The sequence below is a fragment of the Streptomyces sp. NPDC029014 genome (genome assembly GCF_055564695.1).
Window position 1 is genome coordinate 24,987 of the sequence record NZ_JBVHVT010000067.1, and the last position, 24,921, is coordinate 49,907.

Below are 24,921 nucleotides of genomic sequence, written 5' to 3' on the forward strand. Positions count from 1 at the left end.
CCCAAACGGCACGGTTCGGCCCGATCGGTCCGGCGCGCGGAGGGGCCGCCGGACCGGGCGGTCACGGCACTAGGCTCACGCCATGGCTTCCATGATCACACCTCTGATCGATCTCAATGCCGACCTGGGTGAGGGTTTCGGGCGCTGGACGCTCACGGACGACGAGGCCCTGCTGTCTGTCGTGACCAGTGCGAACGTCGCCTGCGGCTTCCATGCCGGGGACCCGTCCATCATGCGGCGGGTGTGCGAGCTCGCCGCGCAGCGGGGGGTGCGGATCGGCGCGCAGGTGTCGTACCGCGATCTGGCGGGCTTCGGGCGGCGCGCGATGGACGTGCCGGCGGACGAGCTGGCGGACGAGGTCGCCTACCAGATCGGGGCGCTGGAGGTGTTCGCGCGGGCGGCCGGCTCCCGGGTGTCGTACGTGAAACCGCACGGTGCGCTGTACAACCGCACCGTGCACGACGCGGGGCAGGCGGCCGCGGTCGTCGCCGGTGTCCGCACGGCGGCCGGACCGGACCGCGATCTGCCGGTGCTGGGCCTGCCCGGGTCGCTGCTGCTGGAAGCGGCGGAGACGGCCGGGCTGACGCCCGTCCCGGAGGCGTTCGCGGACCGGGCGTACACGCCGGCCGGGACGCTGGTGCCGCGCGGGGAGCCGGGGGCGGTGCTGCACGACCCGGACGCGGTGGTCGCGCGGGCGGTGGCCATGGCCGCCGACGGCGCGGTCGAGGCCGCCGACGGGTCGCGGATCGCGGTGCCGGCGCGCTCGCTGTGCCTGCACGGGGACACCCCGGGCGCGGCCGGCCTCGCGCGGCGCGTGCGGCAGGCCCTGGACGCGGCGGGCGTACGGGTGGAGGCCTTCGCGTGAGGGCCCTGGTGGTGGGCGGCGGGGCGGTGCTGGTCGAGCTGGACTCGGCGGCGGAGGTGGCCGCGCTCCACGCCGAGGTGCTGCGCCGGCGCGCCGCGGGCGCGCTGGGGCCCGTACGGGACGTCGTGCCGGCCGCGCGGACGGTACTGCTGGACGGGGTGCGGGAACCGCGGGCGCTGGCGGAGCGGATCGTGCACTGGGAGGTGCCGCCGCTCGCGGAGGCGGAGGGGCCGCTGGTCACCGTCCCGGTCCGGTACGACGGGCCGGACCTGGCGGAGGTGGCCGGGCGGTGGCGGATGCGGGAGCGGGAGGTGGCGCAGGTCGTCGGGTCGGTGGTGTTCCGGGTGGCGTTCTGCGGGTTCGCGCCCGGCTTCGGGTACCTGACCGGGCTGCCTGAGCGCTTCCACCTGCCCCGGCGGGACACGCCGCGCACCGCGGTCCCCGCGGGTTCGCTGGCGCTGGCGGGCGAGTACGCCGGGGTGTACCCGCGCTCCTCCCCCGGCGGCTGGCAGCTGATCGGGACCACGGACGCGGTGGTGTGGGATCCGGCGCGGGAGCCCGCGGCCCTGTTCGCGCCGGGGGTGCGGGTGCGGTTCGAGGAGGTGGCCGGGTGAGCGGGGCGGAGCCGGAGCCGGGGGCGAGGGCGAGGGCGAGGGCGCTGGAGGTGGTCCGGCCGGGGGCGCTGACCACGCTCCAGGACGCGGGCCGGCCCGGGTACGCGCACCTGGGGGTGCCGCGGTCGGGTGCGCTGGACGCGGCCGCGTACGCGCTGGCCAACCGGCTGGTGGGCAATCCGCCGGACGCGGCGGTCCTGGAGACCACCCTGGACGGGGTGGGGCTGCGGGCCGGCTCCGCGGGCGCGGTCACGGTGGCGGTCACCGGCGCGCCCTGCGCGGTACGGGTGGCGGGTCGCCCGGTGGCCTGGGGGGCGCCGGTCCGGGTCCCGGCGGGTGCGGAGCTGGAGGTGGGCCGGGCGGAGTCGGGGGTGCGCAGCTACCTGGCGGTGCGGGGAGGCTTCGCCGTGCCGCCGGTGCTGGGCAGTCGCTCGACGGACCTGCTGTCGGGGCTGGGGCCGGCCGTGCCGGAGGCCGGGAGCGTCCTGCCGGTGGGGCCGGCCGGGCCGGATCCGCTGGGCGGGGCGGACGTACTGCCGGTGGCGGGGGCTCCGGCAGAACTGGTGCTCCCGCTCGGGCCGGGCCCGCGGGCGGACTGGTTCGAGCCTGCTTCGCTCACCGCGCTGTGGCGTTCGGTGTTCCGGGTGTCGGCGCGGTCGAACCGGATCGGCCTGCGCACCGAGGCGGGCACCCCGCTGGTCCGCTCCCGCGGTGGGGAGCTGCCGAGCGAGGGCATGGTGCTGGGGGCCGTACAGGTGCCGCCGGACGGGCTCCCGGTGGTGTTCCTGGCGGACCATCCGGTGACCGGCGGCTACCCGGTGGTGGGCGTGGTCCCGCCGGGCCCGGCCCTGGACGCCGCGGCGCAGGCCCGGCCGGGTGTCGCGGTGCGCTTCCTGCCGGGCCGGCGGGGCGCGGGCGGCGGTCGGTGAAACGTTCCGGACGGCTTCGGCCAGGAAAGGGGTGAGAGGGGGCCCGAGGGGCGCCGCGGAAGAGGAGGGTGCCGGGTGGGCAGCCCACGAAGGGAGGCCGGGCCACCGGAGCTCACCCCGCACGAGGGGTTCGGCGCGTTCTACGAGGAGCACGTCGACGACGTGCTCCGGTTCGTGACCCGCCGGGTCGCCGACCCGCACCTCGCGGCGGACCTGACGGCGGACGTGTTCCTCGCCGCCGTGGGCTCGGCCGCCGCCTACCGGCCCGGCCGGGCCGCACCGGCGGCCTGGCTGTTCGGCATAGCCCGCAAGGTGCTGGCCGGGCCCGCGAGAGCGGCGCGCTGGCGCGGCTCAGCGGGCGCCGGCTGCTCGATGCGGAGGACGTGACCGCGCTGGAGGAGCGGATCGACGCCGAACGGGCCTTCCGGGCCCTGGCCGAGAGCCACGCGGCGCTGTCCGAACCGCTGCGCGCGGCCCTGGACCTGGTGGTCGTCGACGAACTGACCGCGGCCGAGGCCGCGCAGGCCCTCGGCGTCACCCGTTCGAGGAGAAGCGCAAGGCGGCGCTGCTGGCAAGGATGGAGACGCCCGGACCGAGCCCGGACCGTTCGTTGGTCCGGCGGTACGGCGTACCGCTCGCGATCGGTGTGGCGACGGCCGTGGCGGCCGGGCTGGTGGTGGTCCCGCCCGGTTCCGGGCGGGACGGCTCGCTGCCCGCCCCGCTGCCCTCGGCGCCCGCGCCGTCGGTTTCTTCCCCTGCGACGGGCTCCGCCGCGGGCGCGCTGCCCCGCCCGTCCTCTCGGCGGACCCGGCCCCACCCGGACCCGGGATCTCGCCCGCGCCGACGAGGGACGGCAGCGGGAGCATCACGATCGGCCTGCCGCAGCACAGCCGGATACCGGGACCGGTGGAGCAGCTCCGGGTCGGCGTGAAGGAGACGTCGAAGCTGACACCGTGCGAGATCGACGCCTCCCCGGAACGGCACCCCGTGTCCCCGACCGGCGCGCCGGCGCCGGAGTAACGGGCGGGGAGCGTGCGTGTGGGCCCGACCCCGGAGGGGGCCGGGCCCACGGCGTCGTCTGCGTGCGGTCGGGTCCTAGACGGCCGACTCGGGGGCGATCCGGCTGCGGACGGCGGACTGGACGTCCTCCTCCTCCGCCGGATCCGACGCCAGGCGGCGCAGCCTCGGGGCGACGCGGACGTCGGCGGTCTCGGCGTGGCGGGCGGCCACCTCGCGGGTGGTCTCCTCGCAGTCCCACAGGCACTCCACCGCGAAGCCCGACGCGAACGTGGGGTCGGTGCCCGCGAGGGCCCGGGCGGCGCGGCCGCGCAGGTGGGAGGAGGCCGTCTCGCGGTAGACGTGCCGCAGGACGGGCGCCGCGCAGCCGATGGCGAGCCGGCCGGCGCCGTCGACGAGGGCGTACAGGCGGGCGGAGTCGGGGCCGGAGCCGCGGACGGTGGAGCGGAGGGCGCCGAGGACCAGGTGTGCGTCCCCGGCTTCGCCGTGGGTGGCGAGGAGGGCGGCGGCGGCCTCGCCGAGGGCGTCGGGCCGCTGGACCCAGCTGCGGGCCCGGTCGAGGGCGGTGGGGCCGGTCATGCGTTCGTAGGCGGCGACGGCGGGTTCGTCGGCGGCGGCCTCGATGAGGTCCAGGACGACCGGGTTCTCCGGTTCGGCGAGGACCAGGTGGTGCAGGGCGGTGGCCCGGGCGGCGTCGCCGGCGGCGCCGGCGGCCGCGGCGAGGATGGTGCCGCGGTCCTCGGGGGAGGCCACGGCGGCGAGACAGCGTGCGGCGGGCACGTGCAAGGGGGTGCCGCGGCGCAGGCCCTCGGCGGCCCAGTCGAAGACGGCCTGGACGCCCCAGCCGGGCCGGGGGCCGTTGGGGGTGAGTTGGCGCTGCCAGCGGTCGAAGGAGCCCTGGCGGCGTGCCGCGCCGAGGCGGGCGCCGTACCGGGCGGTCTCCTCCCACAGGCACCAGGGGCGGGGCTCGTAGGCGTCGCGGACGGCGGCGGCCAGCCGCGCCTCGCCCTCCGCCGTGGCGGGGAAGCGGCCGAGCACGGGCTCGGCCAGGGACAGCAGTCCCTCGTCGTCGTCGCGCAGGGCGAGCTCGTCGAGGGCCCAGGCCCAGTTGGCGCCGGAGGCGGCGTACCGGCGCAGCAGGATGAGTGCGTCGTCGCGCCCGTACGAGGCCAGGTGGCCCAGGACGGACAGGGCGAGGCCGGTCCGGTGGTCGCTGTCGTCGACGAGGTCGTCGGCGCTGAAGAGGTGGGTCTCGATCTCACCCAGGGGACCGTCGAGGTCCAGGTACAGGCGGGCGTAGTACAGGGAGCGGTTCTCCACCTGCCAGTCCTGGCGCGGGTCACGGAGCACGCACTGGTTGAGGGCCTGGAGGGCCTCGGCCCGGGGGGCCGCGAGTGCGTGGAGGGTGCCGTCGCCGCGGCCCCGCTGGAGGAGCCCGAGCAGGGTGCCGCTTGGCGCTATGACTGGTTCGAACATGGGAATGGCCTCAAATCAAGCTGGGGACGCAACCGGGAAACAGGGTTCACAGGGCCGCGTAACAGCATGTGAGGACGTCCGCCGTCGTCTTGTTCCGCTCGATGTAGACCATTGCCTTCTCACTCTCGTCGGTGCTTCGCGACCAGGGCCGGCCGGGGGGGTACGCAGGAGGTGGCCGGGACACGGTCCGTCGTGTCCTGCCCCCTCCTGCCCGTCCGTCGTGTTCGCGAATCGAATCCGACGCCATGATGACCCAGCCGGTTTGTGCGCCGCGACCACATTTACGGCCGCCGTGACCAAGCCGTGAGCTCGGCGCCGGGTCACACCATGCCAGGTCACGCCCCGAAGCGGACTACTTGACTCCGAAGAGCTCGAGAAGGTCCGCCTTGGCGAACATGCGGGCGGTGTCCACGGCCGAGGGGGTCCCGGCGTGCGGGTCGGCGCCGGCGGCGAGGAGGGCGCGGATGACGGCCTCCTCGCCCTTGAAGACCGCTCCGGCGAGCGGGGTCTGGCCCCGGTCGTTGGCGCGGTCGGCCTCGGCCCCGCGCTGGAGCAGGGCCGTGACGGTCTCGGCGTGGCCGTGGTAGGCGGCCAGCATGACGAGGGTGTCGCCGCGGTCGTTGGTGAGGTTGGCCGGGACGCCGGCGTCGACGTAGGCGGCGAGCACGGCGGTCTCGCCCTGGCGTGCGAGGTCGAAGACCTTGGTGGCCAGCTCGATGACGTCCGCGTCGGGGGCGTCCTCGGATCCCCTGTCGGTGGGCTGGTGCTCGCTCATCGGTCGCGTTCCGCCTTCCACTCGTGCGCGTCCATTCGGGTGAATCGCCAGGGTAGCGCCCCGACCTGCACCGACGGGGTCCGCGTCCACGGCGCGGGCGCCCTCGGGCCGACAGTGGGGCCCGGCGGCGGTCCGGCCGGCCGCCCGGGCTGAGCCGGTCAAGTGAAAGAACCGGAAATTCACCCGTACGCACCTTTTATCGCATTGATACTTCCTGTGAGCTTGGCACAACTGATGGTGACTGTCCCCACCCACCAGGAGAAAACCTCATGATCCTCTCCATCTCAGGCGTCGTCCTGCTCGGCATCATCGCCTTCCTCTTCTTCAAGAAGGACGGGATGAAGCTCAGCCACGCCTTCGTCTGCGCACTGTTCGGCTTCTTCCTCGCAGGTTCCGCCATCGCCCCGAGCATCACGGCGAGTACGGCGAGCCTCGCGAGCCTGCTCGGCGGGATCAAGCTCTAGCCCCCCGCCCCCACCGCACCGCACCTCCAGGAGACGCCCGTGGCCCGGCGCCCACTCCCCCGCCTCCGCGCCAGCGGCATCCTGTCGCCCGCCCGGGGACGCGAGCTCGCCCGAACGGCCGCCGACGGTGCCACGGACGTCCTCCATCCGCTGCTGGTCATCGCGCGCGGCCTGCGCCTCCTGGCCGCGGCCGCCCGACGCCGGTGGGCCGCCACCCCCAAGGACAGGCGCGGTCCCGCCCTGTTCCTGGGGGCCGCCGTCGTCCTCGTCCTCGCGCTCGCCCCCTACGGTCCCCTCCTCGCCATGGCCGCCCTCATGGCGGCCGCGGCCTGGCAGGGCCGCGAGCGCACCCCCGTCAAGACGGGGCCGAGCGAGGCGGAGCTCGAACGGCTCGCCTCCCTGTACGAGGCGCTCGTGCCCTACTTCGCCGTCCCGGAGGACCCCAGCCCGCTCTTCGCGCACGGCGGGGAGTGGCAGCGGGCCTTCAGCGACCACGCCTTCGACGGAGCGGGTCGGATCACCCGGCTCCGGATCCGCTACCCGGCGTACTTCACGGACGGCGAGCCCGCTTCCCGGGCCCGGATCGAGGCACTGCTGCACGCAAAGTCCGGGCGCGGCCGCGAGTACCTCTTCGACTGGGACGAGGAGGGCAACCGGCTGGACCTGCGGGTCCTGGACCCCCTGCCGACGGACACCGCCGTCCAGCCGTTCGTCACCTCGCCCACCGAGACCGTGCTGGGCTTCACCGACGCGGACGGCGTGCAGCGCACCCTGCCCGTGGCGGAGGACGGCGGGCAGCGCGACGCGCCGCCGGTGATCTGGCGCACCGGGCCGCGGTCCGCCGAACCGCACCTGCTGGCCGTCGGCCACCCGGGCAGCGGTACGTCCACCCTGCTGCGCTCGATCGCCCTGCAGGCGCTGCGGCACGGCGGCGAGGTCCTGGTCGTCGAGGGCGGCGGCAGCGGCGAGTTCTCCTGCCTGTCGGGCCGCAGCGGCGTACCGGCCGTGGAGTGCGGGCCGGCCGGGGCGCTGGCCGCCCTGGACTGGGCGGCGCACGAGACCGAGCGCCGCCTCGTCGCCACGCTCCGGGCCCGCGAGGCCGGACGTCCCGTCCCCGAGGACGCCCGGCGGCCGCTGTGGATCCTGCTGGACCGGCCCGGCGTGCTCGCCCACGTCGCGGCGGCCGAGGGGGCTCCCGACCCGTTCGGTCGGCTGCAGGTGCCCCTGCGGCACGGCCGCGCCGCGCACGTCACGGTGGTGGTGGCCGAGCAGTTCGACGAGCTGGAGCTCCTGGGCGACGCGGTCTGGCAGCACACGCGGGCCCGTGTCGTGCTCGGACCCGCCTCGGCCCGGCAGATCGGCGACGTGCTGGGGCTGCCGCCGCACACCACGCCGACCACGCACGTGCCGCCGGGCCGCGGGTACGCCCGGATCGGCTCCGGGCCGGTGCACCGCCTCCAGGTGCCCGCGGCGCCGGACCCGTACGACGAGGACGCGGAGCCGGCGCACCGGCAGGCGGTGCTGGAGCTGCTGCCGGCCCGCGTACAGCCGGGCCCGGGCGGCGGTGGCCAGGGCGGCAGGGGCCCGGCCGGCGGGCCCGGCGGCCGGGCCCCCGCGGCCAAGTCGCTGCACGTCCAGCCCCCGGCGCAGGGTCAGGGGCCGCAGACCGGCACCGCGGACCGGAATCCGGAGGTCCCGGCGGAGGCGCCCTGAGGCGCTACGCCACGAAGGTGCGTGGGGGCTCCGCGCCGCTGCCCCCCGCGCCCGTGCCGACCAGCCGGGCGGCCGCCGCGAGTCGGACCGCGGCCTCGTCGGCCACCGGCCCGCCGACGGTGAAGGGCAGCCGGACGTAGCCCTCGAAGGCCCCGTCCACGCCGAACCGCGGGCCCGAGGGGACCCGTACGCCGACCCGCTCCCCCACCTCGGCCAGCCGCGAGCCGGAGAGGCCGCCGGCCCGGGCCCACAGGGTCAGCCCGCCCTGCGGGACCTCGAACTCCCAGTCGGGCAGCTCCCGGCGCACCGCGGCGACCAGCGCGTCCCTGTTCTCCCGGGCCTGTTCCCGGCGCAGCTTCACGGCCTCCTGCCAGCCGCCGGTCCGCATCAGCCAGTTCAGGGCCAGCTGTTCCAGCACCGGGGTGCCGAGGTCGGCGTAGGCGCGGGCCGCGACGAGGCTGCGGATCACGTCGGGGGCGGCACGGACCCAGCCGATCCGCAGGCCGGCCCAGAAGGCCTTGCTGGCGGAACCGACGGTGATGACGGTGGAGCCGGCCGGGTCGAAGGAGCAGACGGGGCGGGGCATGTCCAGGTCGGGGTCGAGCCGGAGGTCGGCCATGGTCTCGTCGACGACCAGGACGGTGCCGGCGGAGCGCGCGGCCTCGACCATGGCGCGGCGCTGGTCCGCGGAGGCGAGGGCGCCGGTCGGGTTGTGGAAGTCGGCGACGACGTAGGCGAGGCGGGGGGCGGCGTCGCGCAGCACCTGCCGCCAGACGGACAGGTCCCAGCCGGCCAGCCCGTCGGCCATGGCGACCGGTACGAGCCGGAGGCCGGCGGCGCGCATCAGCTGGAGGATGTTGGCGTAGGAGGGGGACTCGACGGCGACCCGCTCGCCGCGGCCGGCGAAGAGGCTGCAGATGGCGTCCATGGCGCCCATGGCCCCGGTGGTCACCATGATCTGTTCGGGCATGGTGGGGATGCCGCGCTCGGTGTACCGGTCGGCGAGCATCCGCCGCAGGGCGGGCAGTCCGGCGGGGTAGTCGCCATGGGTGTGCGCGTACGGGGGCAGTTCCTCCAGGGCGCCCTGTACGGCCTTGGTGAGCCAGGGCTCGGGGGCCGGGAGCGCGGCGCAGCCGAGGTCGATCATCGAGCCGAGGGACTCGGGCGGCAGCGGTTCCAGACCGCGGGCGGGCAGCGGGTTGCCGGCCGGTACGGCGGTCCAGCTGCCGGCGCCGCGGCGGGACTCGAGGAAGCCCTCGCCGCGCAGGGCCTCGTAGGCGGCGGCGACGGTGGTGCGGGAGACGGACAGGGCGACGGCGAGCTCGCGCTCGGCGGGCAGCCGGGCCGCGACCGGAACGCGTCCTTCGAGGACGAGCAGCCGGATCCCGTCGGCCAGGGAGCGGTAAGCGGGCGGCTTGCGCGCGCCGGGGACGCCGGGCCGCTGGTTTTGGGAGGTGATGAGCCGCGCGAGCTGCGCGGCCCCCACTGCCGAGGTCCACTCCGCCATCGCGTCCGGTCCACCTTCCTCGGATTGGCCCCTCCGGGTGCCGACCGGGCCCCGGATTGGATTGCCTTCGAAGGCCCAGAGTGCCACGGCCGCACCGCTCGGGCCAGGGCGGGGTGCCGGTGCGGTGCGGCACGCGCCCGCGCGCCCGCGGGTCGGGCACTGGGGCGCGCCGCTCCCGGACGCCGCCCCCGGCGTTCACCGGGGCTCCACGAGGAGGCTGCCGGAGAGCCGTGAGGAGGGGGCATACTGCGGCGGTGACGCACGCAAGCCTTCGCCATCCGTACCTGGACCACCCCGCGCCGATCGCCTTCGCCCACCGGGGCGGGGCCGCGGACGGGCTGGAGAACACCGCCGCCGCCTTCCGGCAGGCCGCCGAGGCCGGGTACCGGTACTTCGAGACCGACGTGCACGCCACGGCCGACGGCAAGCTGGTCGCCTTCCACGACGCGACGCTGGACCGGGTGACCGACGGCCGGGGCCGGATCCGCGAGCAGCAGTGGAAGGCACTGCGGCAGGTCCGGGTGGGGGGCAGTGAGCCGCTCGCGCTGTTCGAGGAACTGCTGGAGGAGTTCCCGGACGCCCGGTGGAACGTCGACATCAAGGCGGAGTCGGCGCTGCACCCGCTGGTCAACCTGATCGCCCGGGCGCAGGTGTGGGACCGGGTGTGCGTGGGCTCGTTCTCGGAGAGCCGGGTGGCGCGGGCCCACAAGGTCGCCGGGCCGCGGCTGGCGACCTCGTACGGCGTGCGCGGGGTCCTCGGGCTGCGGCTGCGCTCGTTCGCGATCCCGGCTGCGCTGCGGGCGGGCGCGGTGGCGGCGCAGGTGCCCGAGAAGCAGGGCGGGATCCGGGTGGTCGACCGCCGGTTCGTGCGCGCCGCGCACGAGCGGGGGCTGCAGGTCCACGTGTGGACCGTGAACGAACCGGAACGTATGGAGGCTCTCCTCGACCTGGGAGTCGATGGCATCATGACCGACCGGATCGACATCTTGCGCACGGTGCTGGAGCGGCGCGGGGCCTGGGCCTGAGAGGGCTGCGGGGCCGCCGCGCGGTATCCGGAATACCGCGCGACACCGGAACCGCAAGGGGGCACGCATGAGTGCGCAGACGACGGACGAGGCGGGGACCGGCTCCGAGGACGGCAGACCGGCCGCTGCGGCGGCGGCCTCGCGCAAACGCGAACAGCAGGGGTGGTACTTCTACGACTTCGCCGTGTCGGTGTATTCGGCGAGCGTGCTGACGCTGTTCCTGGGGCCGTACCTGACGTCCGTGGCGAAGGCGGCCGCGGACCCCGAGGGGTTCGTGCACCCGCTGGGGATCCCGGTGCGGGCCGGTTCGTACTTCGCGTACGCGGTGTCGGCGTCGGTGGTCCTGGCCGTGCTGCTCATGCCGCTGGTGGGGGCGCTCGCGGACCGGACCGGCCGGAAGAAGCCGCTGCTGGCGGTGGCCGCGTACGTGGGCGCGGCGGCCACGACGGGCATGTTCTTCCTCCAGGGCGACCGCTACCTGCTGGGCGGGCTGCTCCTGGTCGTCGCGAACGCCGCGCTGTCGGTGTCGATGGTGCTCTACAACGCGTACCTGCCGCAGATCTCCACTCCGGACGAGCGCGACACCGTCTCCTCGCGGGGCTGGGCCTTCGGCTACACCGCGGGCTCGTTGATGCTGGTCGTGAACCTCGCGCTCTACCTGGGCCACGACACCTTCGGGATGTCCGAGGGCATGGCGGTGCGGATCTGCCTCGCCTCGGCGGGCCTGTGGTGGGGCGCGTTCGCGCTGATCCCGCTGCGCCGGCTCCGGGACCGGGCGGTCGTGCCCGAACCGGGTGCGGCGCCGGCCGTCAGCGGCTGGAAGCAGCTCGTCGCCACGCTGAAGGACATGCGGCGCTACCCGCTGACCCTGTCCTTCCTGCTGGCGTACCTGATCTACAACGACGGCGTGCAGACGGTGATCTCGCAGGCCTCGGTCTACGGCGCGGAGGAGCTGGAGCTCGAACAGTCCACGCTGATCTCCGCGGTGCTGCTGGTGCAGGTCCTGGCGGTGGTGGGGGCCCTGGCGATGGGCCGGCTCGCGGGCCGGTACGGGGCCAAGCGCACGATCCTGGGTTCGCTCGCCGCGTGGGCGCTGACCCTGGGGGCCGGTTACTTCCTGCCGGCGCGGACCCCGATGTGGTTCTTCGCACTCGCCGCGATGATCGGGCTGGTCCTGGGCGGCAGCCAGGCGCTGTCGCGGTCGCTGTTCTCGCACCTGGTCCCGGCGGGCAAGGAGGCCGAGTACTTCTCCGCGTACGAGATGAGCGACCGCGGCCTGAGCTGGGTCGGACCGCTGGTGTTCGGCCTGACGTACCAGGTCACGGGCAGCTACCGGGACGCGATCATCTCGCTGGTGGTCTTCTTCGCACTGGGTTTCGTGCTGCTGGCGCGGGTGCCGGTGCGGCGCGCGGTGGAGGCGGCGGGCAATCCTGTTCCGGAGCGGATCTGACGGCGGGCCCGGCCGTGATCAGGACACGGCCGGGGCCCGTCCGGCGGGCGGTCGGAGGCCGGATTTCCATGCGATTTCCGAACGGATTTCGACGTCGAAGCAAAGGGCCGGTAGTGTACGCCTTTGGCCTGCCAGGCGGACCGTTACTGCGTGCTGAAGAAGTGAAGACGTTGGGTGACATCTGCTGCCAGATGTGACAAAACGGGCAGTGGTGGGTACAACAAGGGGCGGCACGACGGGCGACGCATCACCCGGAGCGGGAATCTATACCGCCGACCGGACGTTGACCGGATGACGACGACAGCGACACCTGTCCTGTGGGCGACAAGCCCGGGAGGCACGATTCATGAGTGAGCGAGCTCTCCGCGGTACGCGGCTCGTGGTTACCAGCTACGAGACGGACCGCGGTATCGATCTGGCCCCGCGCCAGGCGGTGGAGTACGCATGCCAGAACGGACATCGATTCGAGATGCCGTTCTCGGTTGAGGCAGAGATTCCGCCGGAGTGGGAGTGCAAGGCGTGCGGCGCCATGGCACTCCTGGTCGACGGGGACGGGCCCGAGGAGAAGAAGGGCAAGCCCGCGCGAACGCACTGGGACATGCTCATGGAGCGGCGTACCCGCGAGGAGCTCGAGGAGGTGCTGGCCGAGAGGCTGGCGGTCCTGCGCTCCGGTGCCATGAACATTGCCGTGCACCCGCGGGACAGCCGCAAGTCCGCCTGACGGTCGGACGACACGTCCACCCGAGGGTCGGACGAGGAGAACAAGCCGAGGGCCCCCGCCACATTCCGTGGCGGGGGCCCTCGGCTTGTCCCGTGCGGCTCGGACTCGTCCCGTGCGGGGACTCGCTCGCGTACCGCCGGACTCGTCCTCGTACGGCCGGACCCGCCCTCCTACGGCCGGACTCGGCCTCGTACGCGGATCAGGGCGCCAGCGGCGGCCGGTACCCGGCGTCGGAGCCCGGGCGGTCCTGCGGCTCCGGCCGGTCCTCGCGGATGACCTCGCCCTGGACGACCTTCCCGTCGGGCTGGTGGATGCGGGCCTGCTGGAAGGCGCCGGCGAAGCTCCCTGCCCGGGCCGCGGACATCCTGCGCTCCAGGAGGCTGCCGGCGCGGCGGCCCATCCAGGCCCGGACCGGCGGGATCAGGCACAGCAGGCCCGCCACGTCGGAGAGCAGGCCCGGCAGGATCAGGAGCAGGCCGGCCAGCATGGTGAGGGCGTTGCCCGTGCCCGGCTGACGCGCGGCGGGCGGCTGCCCCTGCTGGGCCTGCTGGATCGTGTCGGTGAGGTTCTTGAAGGCGCGGCGGCCGGCCCGCTTGATGACCACGGCGCCGAGCACGATTCCGCCGATGATCAGTGCGGCGACGGTGAGGCCGCCCGCCGCGTCGGCGACCAGGCTGAGCAGCCAGATCTCCAGGATCACCCAGGCGGCGACCGCCAGGGGCAGGAACGTGCGGGCAGGCGAGCGCCGCCGGTGGGCCGTCGAAGTGGGTGCGCCGGTCGTCATGTCATCCAGTGTGCCCGGGCCCGGATAAAAGCGGGCTCAGCCGGAGGTACCGGGCATCCCCTAGGGGTTTGCCCGGCGGCCGGCCCGCCCGTGCCGACCCAGGCGGGCGGGAGCGTCAGGCCCCGCCCTTGCCCCGGGAGCGGTGCTTGTCCAGGCCGGCCAGCTTGGCCGCGTGCGACTGCAGGCCCCACTGGGTGACCCGCCACAGGGCCTCGACCACGATGTCCCGGCTCATCTTGCTGTCGCCGAACTCCCGCTCGACGAAGGTGATCGGCACCTCCACGACCCGGAAGCCCGCGCGCACGGCCCGGCGGGCCAGGTCCACCTGGAAGCAGTACCCGGCGGAGGCGACCTGCTCCAGGCCCAGCCCCTCCAGGGTCTCGCGACGGAAGGCGCGGTAGCCGCCGGTGACGTCGCGGATCGGGACGTCGAGCATCAGCCGGGAGTAGGTCGAGCCGCCGCGCGAGAGGAACTCGCGGCTCTTGGGCCAGTTCACCACCCGGCCGCCCGGCACCCAGCGCGAGCCGAGCACCAGGTCCGCGCCGGCCAGCGCGGTGAGCAGGCGCGGCAGCTCCTCCGGCTGGTGGGAGCCGTCCGCGTCCATCTCGACGAGCACGCCGAAGTCGCGCTCCAGGCCCCAGGTGAAGCCGGCGAGGTAGGCGGCGCCCAGCCCCTCCTTGCCCTTGCGGTGCAGGACGTGCACGTGGTCGTCGGCGGCCGCCAGCTCGTCGGCGAGCTTGCCGGTGCCGTCGGGGCTGTTGTCGTCCGCGACGAGGACGTGCGCCTCGGGCACGGCCGAGCGCACGCGGGCGACGATCGGCCCGATGTTCTCCGCCTCGTTGTAGGTCGGGATGATCACCAAGGTCGTGCCGAGCGGTCCGTGGGCTCGCTGTCCGCCGTCGCTCACTGGGTCCGCCTTCGTGTTCTCGTACGTCCTGTCACAGGGAATGACTTTAGAACAGTGGTCGGGGCCCGCGGTCCTTCGGGCCGGTACGGCTCCCGCCGGATGCGGGCGGACGTGACCGTTGTCTACTGGACCACGGGTCCCCGGCACGGGCCACCTGCCGCCCGGCGAAACCTTCCGCCGCCCCCGAGGCACGGGCGCGTGGGGCGGACGGATCCGCCCGGTACGGACGTCCGGTGGTGGACCCGGCCGAACCTATCCGGGCGGGGCGGCGGGCGCCGAACCCGGGCCCCGGCGGATCACCCCTGTGGCCGTACGAACACCTCCCGGCCGCCGACCACGGTCGCGAGGCACGCCGGGAGGTCCCGGCCGGGGGTCAGGTCGGGCAGTCCGGGGGTGCCCGAGCGGGGGTCGGTGGACCAGCGGGCGACCCGGTCGTCGGGGGCCTGGACGATCAGTTCGTCGGTCTCCCAGAGGACGTAGTCGGCGGGGGCGCCGGGCACCAGCACGCCCGCACCGTCGCGGCCGAGCGCCCGCCAGCCGCCACGGGTGTGGGCGGTGAAGGCGGCCCGGACGGAGATGCGGTGCTCGGGGGTGCGGTGGAAGGCGGCGGCCCGGACGGTGCCCCAGGGGTCGAAGGGGGTGACGGGGGCGTCGGAGCCGAAGGCCAGCGGCACCCCGGCCTTGAGCAGGGCGGCGAACGGGTTGAGCGTACGGGCCCGCTCGGCGCCGAGCCGGTCCGCGTACATGCCGTCCTCGCCGCCCCAGGCGGCGTCGAACGCGGGCTGCACGGAGGCGGTCAGGCCCAGCTCCGCGAACGCGGCGATGGTCTGCGGGGTCATCATCTCGGCGTGCTCGATGCGGTGCCGGGCGGCGCGGACGCGGGCGAGGCCGAGCCGGTCGGCCGCCGTGCGGAAGCCCTCGACGACGGCGGTGAGGGCGGCGTCGCCGATGGCGTGGAACCCGGCCTGGAGGCCCGCCTCCGTGCACGCGGTGACGTGCTCGGCGATCTCGGCCGCGTCGAGGTAGCCGGTGCCGGTGGAGTGCGCGGCGTCGGCGTACGGGGCGTGCAGGCAGGCCGTGTGGGAGCCGAGGGCACCGTCCGCGAAGAGGTCGCCGGCGGCGCCGATGGCACCGAGGGCCTTGGCCTGCTCCAGGTCGCGGTCCGCCCAGTAGCCGAAGACCCGCGGGCCGGGCCGCTCCCGGGCGAGGTTCAGCAGGTCGGCGAAGTCCTCGGCGGAGGAGATGTCGGGGCCTCCGCACTCGTGGACGGAGCCGATGCCGAGGGAGGCGGCGTGGTCGAGGGCGGCCCGCTGGGCCTCGGCGCGCTGCACGGGGGTGACGGCGGCGAGGGCGGCCTTGCGGACGGCGTGGTGGTCGTCGCGGGTCAGCGGCTCGTCGCCGCGGACGGTGACGGCGGGCACGAGGTCCAGCAGGGCGGTGGTGACCACGGCGGAGTGGACGTCGATGCGGCTGAGGTAGAGCGGGCGGCCGCCGGCGGCCTCGTCGAGCTCGGCGCGACGGGGGGCGCGGCGCTCGGGCCAGCGGGCGGCGTCCCAGCCGTGGCCCAACAGGACGCGGTCGCCGGGACGGCGGGCGGCATAGGCGCGGACCAGCTGGAGGGCCTCGGTGAGCGAGGCGGCGCCGGAGAGGTCCAGCCCGGTCAGGGCGAGGCCGGCGGAGGTGGTGTGGACGTGCGCGTCGGTGAACGCGGGGGTGACGAGCGCTCCGTCGAGGTCGACGACCTCGTCCACGCCCTGCGCGAAGGCGTCGGCGGCGCCCTCGGAGCCGACCCAGGCGATGTGGCCGCGTTCGACGACCATCGCGGTGGCGAACGGGTCCGCGGGGCTGTGTACCTCGCCGCCGCGCAGGAGGACGGTCCGGTCGGGGGCCGAGGCGGATGCGATTGCTCCGGCGTCGTCGGCGGCGGGGGCGGTGCGGTCAGTCATGCGCACCAGTCTCCCGGTTCGCGGGGGCCGGTTCGACCGCGCCCCCCGTGTTTCCCGCCCCGTCCCGGCCCGCGCCCGCCTGCGTTCCCGCCCGCGCCCGCCTGCGTTCCGGCCCCCTCCCCCGCTGCGTTCCGGCCCGCTCCCGTCGGCGGGCCGCCGGCCGCGGCGTCAGATGCGGGGCGGTCGGGCCTCGTAAGGGGTGGACAGGACGACGGTGGTGCGGGTGGAGACGTGGGCGAGGGCGCGCAGCCGGCCGAGGAGGTCCTCCAGTTCGAGCGGGGTGGCGACCCTGACCTTGAGGATGTAGTTCTCGTCGCCTGCGACGCTGTGGCAGGCCTCGATCTCCGGTACGCCGGCGAGCCGGTCCGCGATGTCGTCGGGGGCGCTGGGGTCGAAGGGCTTGACCGAGATGAAGGCCGTCAGGGGCAGGCCGACGGCCTCGGGGTCGACCACGGCCGCGTAGCCGCGGATCACGCCGCGCTGCTCCAGGCGGCGTACCCGCTGGTGGACCGCCGACGTGGACAGTCCCGTGGCCTTGCCCAGGTCCGTATAGCTCATCCGCCCGTCCCGCACCAGCAGATCCACGATCTGGCGGTCCAGTTCCTCCATAGCGCTCATAGCCGCTCAACCTACGGCCCAAAAGCGGTCCGGGCACAGTGCTGTCCGCCCACAAGTGGCACCTGCGGCGGGCATGTGACCAAAGCCACAAGGGTATGCCCTACTGCGCCGGCTTGTTGTGGTTACTCGTGCCGCGCGACGGGAAGTGCTTGCTGTGGCCGAGGCCGAAGAACATCGCCCGCCCGGCCCACCCAAGGGGGAGTACATCCATGCAGAACACCAAGCGCACCGGTCGCACCGAACCGGAGCCCCTGGATCCCGGCGCGGTCGACCACGCCGACGACGCCGACTACCTCGATGACGGCGAGGGGTTCGAGATCCGCCACGCGATCTGCCCCGACTGCGGCCAGCCGATCGCCCTCGTCGCGAACGAGGAGTACCTGCCGGAGCACGCGCTCTGCCCGAGCCCGTGGAACCCGTTCGGGCTGACGGTGTGCGCGGGCACGGGCCGTACGGCCGCCGACGCGCTGCCCGCCGCGGACGCGGACGCGGACTCCCAGGAGCTGGAGGTCGTCATGCTGACGCTGCCCCAGGGCCTGGACTGGCGCACCCAGCCGTTCTCCCACGTGGGCGGGCCCGGCTCGCGTCCGGTACGGCTCGCGGCCGCTGTCCCGCTGCAGCGGAGCCGGCACGCGCAGGCCGCCTGACCTGGGCGGAAGGGCCCGGCCGCGGGGTCGCGGCGGGCCGATGACCGGGCCCGGGCCGACGCGGCCCGGGCCTCAGCCGTACGGCTCCCAGTACGTGCCGCGCACCATGGCGTCGAGGGTGGCGTGGTGCAGGATCAGCCGGTCGGGGTCGGCCGGGACCTCCACCTCCCCGAAGTGCGCCTGCCGGTAGGCGATGCGGAGCATGACGATCCCGTGCCGCAGGGCGGCGTAGAGGGTGTGGAACTCCATGTCGCGCGGGGTGTGTCCGGTGAGTTCGGCGTAGCGTCGTTCGAGGTCCTCGCGGCGCAGGAAGCCGGGCAGGCCGCTCTGGCCGAAGCCGGTGGTCAGGTCCTGGAAGAAGCGGTGCAGGTAGACGGTCCAGCCCAGGTCGACCTCGCGCGGGGCGAAGGCGGCCATCTCCCAGTCCAGGACGGCCACGGGTGCGAAGCCGTCGTAGACGACGTTCCCGATGCGGGCGTCGCCCCAGTTGAGGACGGCGGGGCCCTCGTCGGCGGGCCACAGTGCTTCGAGGCGGTCGAAGCAGCGCTCCAGCAGCGGGGACGGGGCGAGTCCGTCCACCACCCAGGCGTAGTAGGCGCGTTGGGCTTCGACGTGCCGGCGCAGCGGGCTGCCCGGTCCGCCGGGGAGGAGGAACTCGGCTTCCCCGGCGGGGAACTGGTCGTGCAGGCGGGCCAGGAGGGAGATGCTCGCCTCCTGGAGTGCGGCGCGTTCGGCGTCGGTGGCGTCGTACAGCCAGTTGCCCTCGTAGGTGTAGGGCATGACGTCGGGCGGGACCCGGCCTTCGGCGCGGGCCATGACGAAGAAGGGGGCGCCGAGCGGCCCGGGGTCCTCCTCCAGCCAGTGCACGCGCGGGACGGGTACGTCGGTGTGGGCGGCGACCAGGCTCATGACCCGGTGCTGGCGGGGCATGTCGTAGGCGGGGAAGACGGTGTAGGCGGCCGGGTCCGCGGCGAGGCGCAGGGCGCAGGCGCGGACCGGGGTGTCGGGGTGCTCGATGTCGAAGAGCAGGGTCTCGCTGGACATGCCGTTGGAGGCGGGGACGCGGACGCCGGACACGCGGGCGCCGGGGAGGCGGCCGTCGAGCCAGGCGGTCAGGCGCCGGGCGAGCTCTTCGGGTGCCCGGGTGGAGGTGCGGGGACGTGGTGCCGGTGCTGCTGCCATGACTGCCCCTCTTCCTGTGTGCGGTCGACCGTCCGTTACGGGGCGACGGAGGCGAAGTCGGTGAAGCCGCTGGGGTCGTGGCGGCCGAAGGTGCCGTGTTCGAAGATGCCGTGGCCGGTGCGCCCGTCGAGGGTGAAACGGGCCGAGTGGTCGGTGACGCCGTAGGCGGCCATGGGGTGGGCGGCGGGGTCGGAGAGGTCGAGGACGCGGCGGTCGGTCCAGCCGCGGCCCTGCCAGGTGCCGTGCTGCCAGTCGGCGGCGGGCGGGTAGCCGGCGCCGACGGCGAGCGGGGAGGAGCCGAGGACCTGCACGCCGAGTTCGAGGGGCTTGCGGGCGGGGTCGGCGAGGTGGACGACGGCGCTCTCGGGGTGCCGGGTGCCGGGGCGGTAGCGGATGTCCGTGTGGGGCCAGCCGAGTTGGACGTCGGGGCGGCCGCTGCCCTCGGGGAAGACCTGGACGGCTTCGTTGAGGGTGCGGTGGCCGTCGGCGTCCTCCTGGACGATGACCATGACGAACCGGTCCGGGAAGCGAACGGGGATCCAGAGCCAGTGGAAGCCCTCGGTCCGGTGTTCCTCGGCGGCGCGGCCGCCGTCCTCGCCGGGGATGGGGCGGACGCCCCAGCTGCGGTCGCGGGTGCCGGTCCACGCGTCGGGGGTGAGGGTGTGCTCCTCGCCGTCGGCGCGCAGGGTGCCGGTGACGTGGCCGGCCTGGACGAAGCGGCGGCCTTCGAGGATGAGCCGGTCGCCGCGCCGCTGGGTGTGGTGCGGTTCCCAGACGGCGGGGAACTCGGCGGTCCAGGTGAGGTCGAAGGAGAGGCCGTCGGGGTCGGCGGGGTCGGGGTCGCAGCGCAGGGTGATCCGCTTCAGGGGTTCCTCGACGGTGAGGCGCAGCGGGCCGACGGCGAGGTTCATGCGGTCGTCGGTGAGGGCGTCGGAAGCACGGACGGCGAGGAGCCGGTCCCCGGTGCGGAGGGTGGCGTAGGCGTCGATGACCCCGGTGTTGGGGTAGACGCCGAGGCCGGCGATGAGGACGGCCCGGCCGGCGTGGTCGAAGACGTGGAAGATGCAGCGGTCGTAGGCGTTGCGGTCGCCGGTGACGACGTGCTTCATCGACAGCGGGGCCTGGTGGATGGGGTACTCGTCCAGGGGGATGGGGCGGTCCGCGGGCATGGCGCAGCTCCAGGGGCACGGGGGCGGTGCGGGCGCGGTGCATGATGCGGATCTGACGGTACGTCAGAGATGGGCGCCGCGGCCACACCTCTGACCATCCCTGACACCCCGGCACACCGGGCTGTCCGAGCACGACCGGGCGCCGCCCGGGGACACCTCGAACGGAAACCCGGTGGGCGGGCGCGGTTACCCGCCGGTCGGGCGCGCGTTGCTCCGGATATGACCGCACTCGACACCCCGGCACCGAGAACGGGCCGACGCCGCCGCCCGGCGCCGCACACTGCCGAAGAATCGGTTCGCCACCGGCAGTCCGACCCGCCGATCTACCGCGCACTGCTGGCCCGCTGGGCCGACGACGGCCGCACCCTGCCGGGCCACCGCGACCCGGAGTGGTCCCGCGTCGCAACGTCCCCGATCTGGCCGACGGGACCCCTGTTCGAGAGCTGATGCCACAGCGCCCGCGGTTCCCCGCACACGGCACGCCGGCCTCAGCGGGGAGGCGCTGTGGGACCGCCCTCCTTGAACGTCTTCCAGATCGTGACCAGCGCCAGGACCTGAGCCAGGAAGAACGCCACCGAGGCGATGCGCATCTGGTAGACGTACGAGACCAGTCCGGCGCTGGTGGGCCAGTACCGCCGCTCGCTCTCGAACGTCTGCACGTCCATGACCAGGCCGGTCAGCGTGGTCACCGACGCGAAGGCTGCGACGATTCCCACCGTGCCCGGGATGCTCTGCCCGATGGCCGCGGAGACGACGTGCTCGACCCCGGCCGGAATGGCGAAGCCGAGCGTCACGCAGAACGCCTTCGTCGGGCCGTTGCGCCCCGGAAGGTCGCGCCACAGAGCCCCGAGGAAGAACCCTCCGGCCACCCAGGTCGTCTGCCAGTAGAGGATCTCCGTGAGGATCGAGACGAACCCGGCGGAGTACTGCGTCCACAGGGCCCAGGAGTCACCCTGGACCGCCCGGACCCAGTACATGAACCCCGTCGCCGGGATACCCGTGAAGCAGGCGATGACCGCACCGGTACAGGCGTTTTCCCACCACGATTCCTTAGGCCCGCACGCGAACGGCAGGTCAACGGGCCTGACCCCTTCCGGCAAGGACCGGTCCATCCTGTCGATCTCGTTCTCGATCGCCAGTTTGGCGGCATCACGGTCGGGTGAGGGCTCGGAGCCGAGATGCTGGCGCCGGGCCTGGAGCTCCCTGAAGTGCCGCGCCAGACGCAGCAGGTCCGAGCGGTCCGTGCGCGACACGATCCTTCCCAATGGGGCATTGTCCTTCGATGGTTGCTCCAGGACGGACCTGGAGCGCCCCAGGGCGAGCAGGCCCCCTGCGGTGAGCAGGCCGAGCATCAGGGTGAGGGAGTAGCCCGGGAACCCGTAGGGCCAGGCTTGACTGGTCACGACGCCAGTGGCGAAGAAAACCATGAAAACGAACTTCTCGGCCTGGTTCGGTGTGAACGAGTCCGCTTGGTGCTGCTCCGCCCTGCAGACCCGGAGCACTCCCACGAGGGCGAGGAGCGTCAGGAGTGAGACGATGTCCAGCAGCGAGGGCAGGGCATCGGCCGGAAACCACGCCCACCACACGTGGTATTGCGTCACCCATTCGTCCCGGTAGGGCAGCCAGCCGGGGTCGGCGAGCCAGCTCACGCGCTCCCAGTGGCGCTCGAAGGCAAGGCGGGCCCACAGCACGGTCATGGCGGATGCCGCGAGGGAGACGGACACGACCGCCCATGCGGGCCATCTCGAATCGCTCAGGAGCAGGGCCCGCCGCCCGGCGGCGATCATCCCGAAGTAGATGATGAAAAGCACGACCAGGCACACGACCACCGTGATCCAGTACCCGCCGGGAGAGAGCACCACGTCGCTCGTGGGCACCAACGGGACTTCCGCCAGTTCCGCACCGATGTATAGGGCCGTCAGGCAGACGGCTGCTGTGCCCACCACGATGGACAGCTCCTTCCGCACGTTTCCGAAGAGGCACAGCGCGACACCCAAGCAGAGCGTGGAGACGAACCAAAGGGTCTGCTGGTAGTCCCAACTCCATGTCATTCGACGGTCGACGAGCCGATAGAGGTCGTCGCCCATGTAGACGACAAGACCGAGAAGCCCCTGCAGAAGGGCCCACGACCTCAGCATCCGCAGCGCCACCGCTTCCCGCGGGCGGATTCCGCTCCCGAGACTCCGCCGGAGCCGCCGCACGCAAACGAGCAGCAAGCCACCTGTCGCCAGGAACCACAGGGCACCGGAAGCGCCGTCCGCCCCCAGGACTGCCCATGCGCGGCCGGCCGATGAGGTGAGGGCGTTCCATTGCTGCGCTTCCGGCGGGGTGAACTCGACGGTGGGGATCTCGTACCGCCCCTTCCGACCCCACTCCAGCACGGTGCCCTTCTCGCCGAAATTCGGCGCAGGACTGGCCAGCATCGCCCCGGGACCCCCCAGACGGACGCGCACGTCCTCCCACACGGCCGCCGCGAGGCTGGCTGGGGGATCCAGCTGGATCTTCCAGACGTCATCGCCGGCCTCCAACCGCCACGGGCCGACGCGGTAAGAAGTGAGCGCCTCGATCCATACGACGGCTTCGTAGTGGACGGCAACCGTTTTCCCGATGGCTTTGACGGAGACCGGCTTCAAACGCCATTCGTCGTAGGCGGCTAGTGCCTCCTCCATGTCCTTCCCCAGCAAGCAGCGCAGCGCTGAGCGGTATCCCACCGATCGCGTATCGAGGAGGAGGTCCGGGGCGCGATCCCAATCAGCTGGAATGCTGACGTGCAAGGTGCTGGTCAGCATGCTGAAGTCGCGGCCCCGGTGGTCGAACTCCGCCGTCGCCTTGACCTTTGCCGCGGTGAGCTGGTCGGCTCGGCAGGGGTCGGCCCAGGGAGGCTCCGCGGGGGCCGCGAACGCCGCGCCCACCGGCACCGCGAGGAACAGCAGCAGAAGGCCGTGCAGCAGGATCAGCGCGGGGCGTCTGGGCTGGATCACCGCGCCAGGATCTTCCCCGTCGGACCGGGGCGGGCCCGCGCGACGCGGCGGAGCGCGTGCGGGTCCACCTCGACGGCTCAGGCCCGCTCACCCGATGGGCCGAGTCGCGGGCGCGCCTGCACGGCGCGGCAGGCCCGGCCGGGCGGGCCGGACCTGCGCGCCGCGTCAGCGGGATTCCGGGCCGGCCAGGTGGCGGGCGATGACCATGCGCTGGATCTGGTTGGTGCCCTCGACGATCTGGAGCACCTTGGCCTCGCGCATCAGGCGCTCCACCGGGAAGTCCTGGGTGTAGCCGTAGCCGCCGAGGATCTGGACCGCGTCCGTGGTGACGGCCATGGCGGCGTCCGTGCAGAACAGCTTGGCCATCGCGGCCTGCCGGGAGAACGGCTTGCCCGCGTCGCGCAGCCGCGCCGCCGCCAGGTACAGGGACCGGCCCGCCTCGATCCGGGTCGCCATGTCGGCGAGCATGAAGCGCAGGCCCTGGAAGTCGGCGATGGGGCGGCCGAACTGCGTACGGCCCTGCGCGTAGGCCAGGGACTCGTCCAGGGCGGCCTGGGCGATGCCGATGGCGCAGGCGGCGATGCCGAGGCGGCCGGCGTCCAGGGCGGCCAGGGCGATGGTGAAGCCCTGCCCCTCCTCGCCGATGCGCCGGGCGTCGGGGACGCGGACGCCGTCGAAGTGCAGCTGGGCGGTGGGCGAGCCCTTCATGCCCATCTTCTTCTCGGGGACGGCCGCGGAGAGGCCCTCGGCGTCGCCCGGCACGAGGAAGGCCGTGATGCCCTTGGGGCCCTCGCCGCCGGTGCGGGCGAGGACGGTGTAGAAGTCGGCGACCCCGCCGTGGGTGATCCACGCCTTGGTGCCGTTGATGATCCAGTCGTCGCCGTCGCGGACGGCCTTGGTGGCGAGCGAGGCGGCGTCGGAGCCGGCGGCCGGCTCGGAGAGGCAGTAGGCGCCGAGCAGTCCGCCGCCGAGCATGGCGGGCAGGTGGGCGGCCCGCTGCTCCTTGGTGCCGTAGCCGGCCAGGCCGTGGCAGGCCAGGGAGTGCACGCTGACGCCGAGGCCGACGGTCAGGCGGGCCGCGGCGAGCTCCTCCAGGACCTGGAGGTAGACCTCGTAGGGCTGGTCGCCGCCGCCGTACTCGCTGTCGTACGGCAGACCCAGCAGGCCGGACTCGGACAACAGGGTGAAGACCTCGCGCGGGAAGTGCCCGGCCTCCTCCTCTTCGGCGGCCCGCGGGCTAATCTCCCGCTGGGTGATCTCACGTACGAGCGCGAGGAGGTCCCGGGACTCCTCGGTGGGCAGCTGACGGTCCACCGGCTGCGGGGCGCGGTCGATCATGGCGGCGCTCTCCTCCCTCGTGGGCACGGCGGCGACGCGTGAGGTGTGGGACGCGCCGCCGGGTAACGGTGCTCTTACAGCCGATACTGCCCTCCCGGATCACGGAAGGGGCAGTTCAGAGGCTGCGGCGGCATGAGTATGCCCGATCAGGAGCTTCCCGTCACCGGGGCAAGATCACGAGTGAATGCGCAGGCGGAGGGCGGTTGCGGACACTCCGGGACGAACCCTCGGCGGCCGTCCGCGGCGCCGGGCGGGGCGGCGGCCGCATCCGCCGAACGGGCGGGCCGGGGCCGTTGACGTGCGCACGAGGGCCGGGCACGGGGGTGCGGACACCCAACGGGCCTGCGCCGGGCGGGAGTTCGACTCAACCCGCCGCGGACACGGGGTTCCGAGGAGGGCGGCCGGGGAGCCCGCGGGGCCCGGCGGTGGTCAGATCCAGCCGAGCTGGGTGACGAACATGGCGACGACCACCACGAGGGTCCAGCCGAGCACGTGCTCCAGCCAGGAGGAATCGTCCGTGGGGCCTCCGGTGCGGACCCGGGTCCGGGCGGGGGCGGTGGGGGCGGCGCTGTGTGCGGTCATGCCGTCCAATGTGCCAGCGTTCGCGGCTTTCGCGGTAGAGACGAGGGTCACTGGTGGCGCGCCTCACGTCGTGCGGCGCGCCGCCGGGGCCCGGGCGTCGTGCGGACGGGGGCCGGGGTGTCGGGGGGCCCGTGCGGGTCGCCCTTCCCCCGGGCCCGAGGGGTCCGTCGCCGGGGAGGGGAGGGTCAGGCGCGGGTGTGGTCCGTCCCGC

23 protein-coding genes are annotated in these 24,921 nt (G+C 74.1%); 11 read left to right on the forward strand and 12 right to left on the reverse strand.

Translation table 11 applies throughout. The annotated features are described in order from the left end of the window. Nucleotides 1-103: 103 nt before the first annotated feature. The 4 genes from ACZ4VL_RS29760 (at nucleotide 104) to ACZ4VL_RS29775 (ending at nucleotide 2,795) form a co-directional block, all read left to right on the forward strand. Nucleotides 104-865, forward strand: a complete 762-nt coding sequence (locus ACZ4VL_RS29760; protein ID WP_468206004.1) for a LamB/YcsF family protein — start codon at nucleotides 104-106, stop codon at nucleotides 863-865. After that, a complete protein-coding gene (locus tag ACZ4VL_RS29765) occupies nucleotides 862-1,479 on the forward strand; it encodes a 5-oxoprolinase subunit B family protein (RefSeq protein ID WP_468205958.1) in 618 nt (205 codons plus the stop codon). Before ACZ4VL_RS29760 ends, ACZ4VL_RS29765 begins: the two co-directional genes overlap by 4 nt. Beyond that, on the forward strand, nucleotides 1,476-2,408 hold the full coding sequence (locus tag ACZ4VL_RS29770) for a 5-oxoprolinase subunit C family protein (RefSeq protein WP_468205960.1): 933 nt from the start codon (nucleotides 1,476-1,478) through the stop codon (nucleotides 2,406-2,408). Before ACZ4VL_RS29765 ends, ACZ4VL_RS29770 begins: the two co-directional genes overlap by 4 nt. A 75-nt stretch (nucleotides 2,409-2,483) precedes the next feature. After that, on the forward strand, nucleotides 2,484-2,795 hold the full coding sequence (locus ACZ4VL_RS29775) for an RNA polymerase sigma factor (RefSeq protein ID WP_468205963.1): 312 nt from the start codon (nucleotides 2,484-2,486) through the stop codon (nucleotides 2,793-2,795). A gap of 708 nt (nucleotides 2,796-3,503) precedes the next feature. Here ACZ4VL_RS29775 and ACZ4VL_RS29780 read toward each other — a convergent pair. Then, nucleotides 3,504-4,901, reverse strand: a complete 1,398-nt coding sequence (locus ACZ4VL_RS29780; RefSeq protein ID WP_468205964.1) for a HEAT repeat domain-containing protein — start codon at nucleotides 4,899-4,901, stop codon at nucleotides 3,504-3,506. Between the two features lie 352 nt (nucleotides 4,902-5,253). Next, entirely contained in the window at nucleotides 5,254-5,676 is a 423-nt protein-coding gene (locus ACZ4VL_RS29785) for an ankyrin repeat domain-containing protein (RefSeq protein ID WP_361091244.1), read from the reverse strand. 269 nt (nucleotides 5,677-5,945) lie between these two features. Here ACZ4VL_RS29785 and ACZ4VL_RS29790 point away from each other — a divergent pair, with 269 nt between their 5' ends. Both ACZ4VL_RS29790 and ACZ4VL_RS29795 read left to right on the forward strand, forming a co-directional pair. Further along, nucleotides 5,946-6,140, forward strand: coding sequence for a hypothetical protein (locus tag ACZ4VL_RS29790; RefSeq protein ID WP_030162614.1), 195 nt, complete (start codon nucleotides 5,946-5,948; stop codon nucleotides 6,138-6,140). Nucleotides 6,141-6,179: 39 nt separating this feature from the next. Next, nucleotides 6,180-7,853: a P-loop NTPase family protein gene (locus ACZ4VL_RS29795; RefSeq protein ID WP_468205967.1), complete on the forward strand. Its 1,674-nt coding sequence runs from the start codon at nucleotides 6,180-6,182 to the stop codon at nucleotides 7,851-7,853. 4 nt (nucleotides 7,854-7,857) lie between these two features. On the opposite strand, the gene ACZ4VL_RS29800 is transcribed toward ACZ4VL_RS29795, so the two are convergent. Continuing rightward, on the reverse strand, nucleotides 7,858-9,360 hold the full coding sequence (locus ACZ4VL_RS29800; protein ID WP_468205968.1) for an SCO1417 family PLP biosynthesis transcription factor: 1,503 nt from the start codon (nucleotides 9,358-9,360) through the stop codon (nucleotides 7,858-7,860). A 254-nt stretch (nucleotides 9,361-9,614) separates the two neighbouring features. On the opposite strand from ACZ4VL_RS29800, the gene ACZ4VL_RS29805 reads away from it, so the two are divergent. From ACZ4VL_RS29805 to ACZ4VL_RS29815, 3 genes are all read left to right on the forward strand, one after another. Beyond that, nucleotides 9,615-10,385 carry a glycerophosphodiester phosphodiesterase family protein gene (locus ACZ4VL_RS29805; RefSeq protein ID WP_468205971.1) on the forward strand — a complete coding sequence of 257 codons (771 nt, stop codon included), beginning with the start codon at nucleotides 9,615-9,617 and terminating at the stop codon, nucleotides 10,383-10,385. Between the two features lie 67 nt (nucleotides 10,386-10,452). Further along, complete coding sequence (locus ACZ4VL_RS29810) at nucleotides 10,453-11,835, forward strand: MFS transporter (RefSeq protein WP_468205974.1); 1,383 nt, start codon at nucleotides 10,453-10,455, stop codon at nucleotides 11,833-11,835. 346 nt (nucleotides 11,836-12,181) lie between these two features. Continuing rightward, on the forward strand, nucleotides 12,182-12,556 hold the full coding sequence (locus ACZ4VL_RS29815) for an RNA polymerase-binding protein RbpA (protein ID WP_007262928.1): 375 nt from the start codon (nucleotides 12,182-12,184) through the stop codon (nucleotides 12,554-12,556). 199 nt (nucleotides 12,557-12,755) lie between these two features. On the opposite strand, the gene fxsA is transcribed toward ACZ4VL_RS29815, so the two are convergent. The 4 genes from fxsA to ACZ4VL_RS29835 form a co-directional block, all read right to left on the reverse strand. Then, nucleotides 12,756-13,340 (reverse strand): FxsA family membrane protein, encoded by a 585-nt coding sequence (gene fxsA / locus ACZ4VL_RS29820; protein WP_468205976.1) that lies wholly within the window; start codon nucleotides 13,338-13,340, stop codon nucleotides 12,756-12,758. Between the two features lie 115 nt (nucleotides 13,341-13,455). After that, nucleotides 13,456-14,247 (reverse strand): polyprenol monophosphomannose synthase, encoded by a 792-nt coding sequence (locus ACZ4VL_RS29825; RefSeq protein ID WP_468205979.1) that lies wholly within the window; start codon nucleotides 14,245-14,247, stop codon nucleotides 13,456-13,458. A gap of 296 nt (nucleotides 14,248-14,543) precedes the next feature. Then, on the reverse strand, nucleotides 14,544-16,193 hold the full coding sequence (locus tag ACZ4VL_RS29830) for an amidohydrolase (RefSeq protein ID WP_468205982.1): 1,650 nt from the start codon (nucleotides 16,191-16,193) through the stop codon (nucleotides 14,544-14,546). 168 nt (nucleotides 16,194-16,361) lie between these two features. Next, nucleotides 16,362-16,802 (reverse strand): Lrp/AsnC family transcriptional regulator, encoded by a 441-nt coding sequence (locus ACZ4VL_RS29835; protein ID WP_179178588.1) that lies wholly within the window; start codon nucleotides 16,800-16,802, stop codon nucleotides 16,362-16,364. 218 nt (nucleotides 16,803-17,020) lie between these two features. Between ACZ4VL_RS29835 and ACZ4VL_RS29840 the strand changes: the two genes are divergently transcribed. Then, on the forward strand, nucleotides 17,021-17,458 hold the full coding sequence (locus tag ACZ4VL_RS29840; protein WP_468205985.1) for a hypothetical protein: 438 nt from the start codon (nucleotides 17,021-17,023) through the stop codon (nucleotides 17,456-17,458). A 72-nt stretch (nucleotides 17,459-17,530) separates the two neighbouring features. Here ACZ4VL_RS29840 and ACZ4VL_RS29845 read toward each other — a convergent pair whose 3' ends face one another. Next, nucleotides 17,531-18,640, reverse strand: coding sequence for a phosphotransferase family protein (locus ACZ4VL_RS29845; RefSeq protein ID WP_468205988.1), 1,110 nt, complete (start codon nucleotides 18,638-18,640; stop codon nucleotides 17,531-17,533). Nucleotides 18,641-18,675: 35 nt separating this feature from the next. Then, nucleotides 18,676-19,809 (reverse strand): Rv3169 family protein, encoded by a 1,134-nt coding sequence (locus ACZ4VL_RS29850; protein WP_468205990.1) that lies wholly within the window; start codon nucleotides 19,807-19,809, stop codon nucleotides 18,676-18,678. A 219-nt stretch (nucleotides 19,810-20,028) separates the two neighbouring features. Between ACZ4VL_RS29850 and ACZ4VL_RS29855 the strand changes: the two genes are divergently transcribed. Then, complete coding sequence (locus ACZ4VL_RS29855; protein ID WP_468205993.1) at nucleotides 20,029-20,256, forward strand: hypothetical protein; 228 nt, start codon at nucleotides 20,029-20,031, stop codon at nucleotides 20,254-20,256. 41 nt (nucleotides 20,257-20,297) lie between these two features. On the opposite strand, the gene ACZ4VL_RS29860 is transcribed toward ACZ4VL_RS29855, so the two are convergent. The 3 genes from ACZ4VL_RS29860 to ACZ4VL_RS29870 all read right to left on the reverse strand — a co-directional run bounded on the left by ACZ4VL_RS29860 (nucleotide 20,298) and on the right by ACZ4VL_RS29870 (nucleotide 24,710). Beyond that, entirely contained in the window at nucleotides 20,298-22,790 is a 2,493-nt protein-coding gene (locus ACZ4VL_RS29860) for a DUF6185 family protein (RefSeq protein ID WP_468205996.1), read from the reverse strand. Between the two features lie 165 nt (nucleotides 22,791-22,955). Next, nucleotides 22,956-24,128: an acyl-CoA dehydrogenase family protein gene (locus ACZ4VL_RS29865; RefSeq protein ID WP_468205998.1), complete on the reverse strand. Its 1,173-nt coding sequence runs from the start codon at nucleotides 24,126-24,128 to the stop codon at nucleotides 22,956-22,958. Nucleotides 24,129-24,557: 429 nt separating this feature from the next. Beyond that, complete coding sequence (locus ACZ4VL_RS29870) at nucleotides 24,558-24,710, reverse strand: SCO1431 family membrane protein (protein WP_404238706.1); 153 nt, start codon at nucleotides 24,708-24,710, stop codon at nucleotides 24,558-24,560. Nucleotides 24,711-24,921: the final 211 nt, after the last annotated feature.

Excerpts from the sequence above, each read along its gene's own strand:
- ACZ4VL_RS29865 (WP_468205998.1), bottom strand. The coding sequence starts at position 24,128 with ATGATCGACCGCGCCCCGCAGCCGGTGGACCGTCAGCTGCCCACCGAG.
- ACZ4VL_RS29855 (WP_468205993.1), top strand. The coding sequence starts at position 20,029 with ATGACCGCACTCGACACCCCGGCACCGAGAACGGGCCGACGCCGCCGC.
- ACZ4VL_RS29835 (WP_179178588.1), bottom strand. The coding sequence starts at position 16,802 with ATGGAGGAACTGGACCGCCAGATCGTGGATCTGCTGGTGCGGGACGGG.
- ACZ4VL_RS29815 (WP_007262928.1), top strand. The coding sequence starts at position 12,182 with ATGAGTGAGCGAGCTCTCCGCGGTACGCGGCTCGTGGTTACCAGCTAC.
- ACZ4VL_RS29790 (WP_030162614.1), top strand. The coding sequence starts at position 5,946 with ATGATCCTCTCCATCTCAGGCGTCGTCCTGCTCGGCATCATCGCCTTC.
- ACZ4VL_RS29850 (WP_468205990.1), bottom strand. The coding sequence starts at position 19,809 with ATGCCCGCGGACCGCCCCATCCCCCTGGACGAGTACCCCATCCACCAG.
- ACZ4VL_RS29780 (WP_468205964.1), bottom strand. The coding sequence starts at position 4,901 with ATGTTCGAACCAGTCATAGCGCCAAGCGGCACCCTGCTCGGGCTCCTC.
- ACZ4VL_RS29785 (WP_361091244.1), bottom strand. The coding sequence starts at position 5,676 with ATGAGCGAGCACCAGCCCACCGACAGGGGATCCGAGGACGCCCCCGAC.
- ACZ4VL_RS29800 (WP_468205968.1), bottom strand. The coding sequence starts at position 9,360 with ATGGCGGAGTGGACCTCGGCAGTGGGGGCCGCGCAGCTCGCGCGGCTC.
- ACZ4VL_RS29830 (WP_468205982.1), bottom strand. The coding sequence starts at position 16,193 with ATGACTGACCGCACCGCCCCCGCCGCCGACGACGCCGGAGCAATCGCA.
- ACZ4VL_RS29840 (WP_468205985.1), top strand. The coding sequence starts at position 17,021 with ATGCAGAACACCAAGCGCACCGGTCGCACCGAACCGGAGCCCCTGGAT.
- ACZ4VL_RS29810 (WP_468205974.1), top strand. The coding sequence starts at position 10,453 with ATGAGTGCGCAGACGACGGACGAGGCGGGGACCGGCTCCGAGGACGGC.
- ACZ4VL_RS29870 (WP_404238706.1), bottom strand. The coding sequence starts at position 24,710 with ATGACCGCACACAGCGCCGCCCCCACCGCCCCCGCCCGGACCCGGGTC.
- ACZ4VL_RS29845 (WP_468205988.1), bottom strand. The coding sequence starts at position 18,640 with ATGGCAGCAGCACCGGCACCACGTCCCCGCACCTCCACCCGGGCACCC.
- fxsA (WP_468205976.1), bottom strand. The coding sequence starts at position 13,340 with ATGACGACCGGCGCACCCACTTCGACGGCCCACCGGCGGCGCTCGCCT.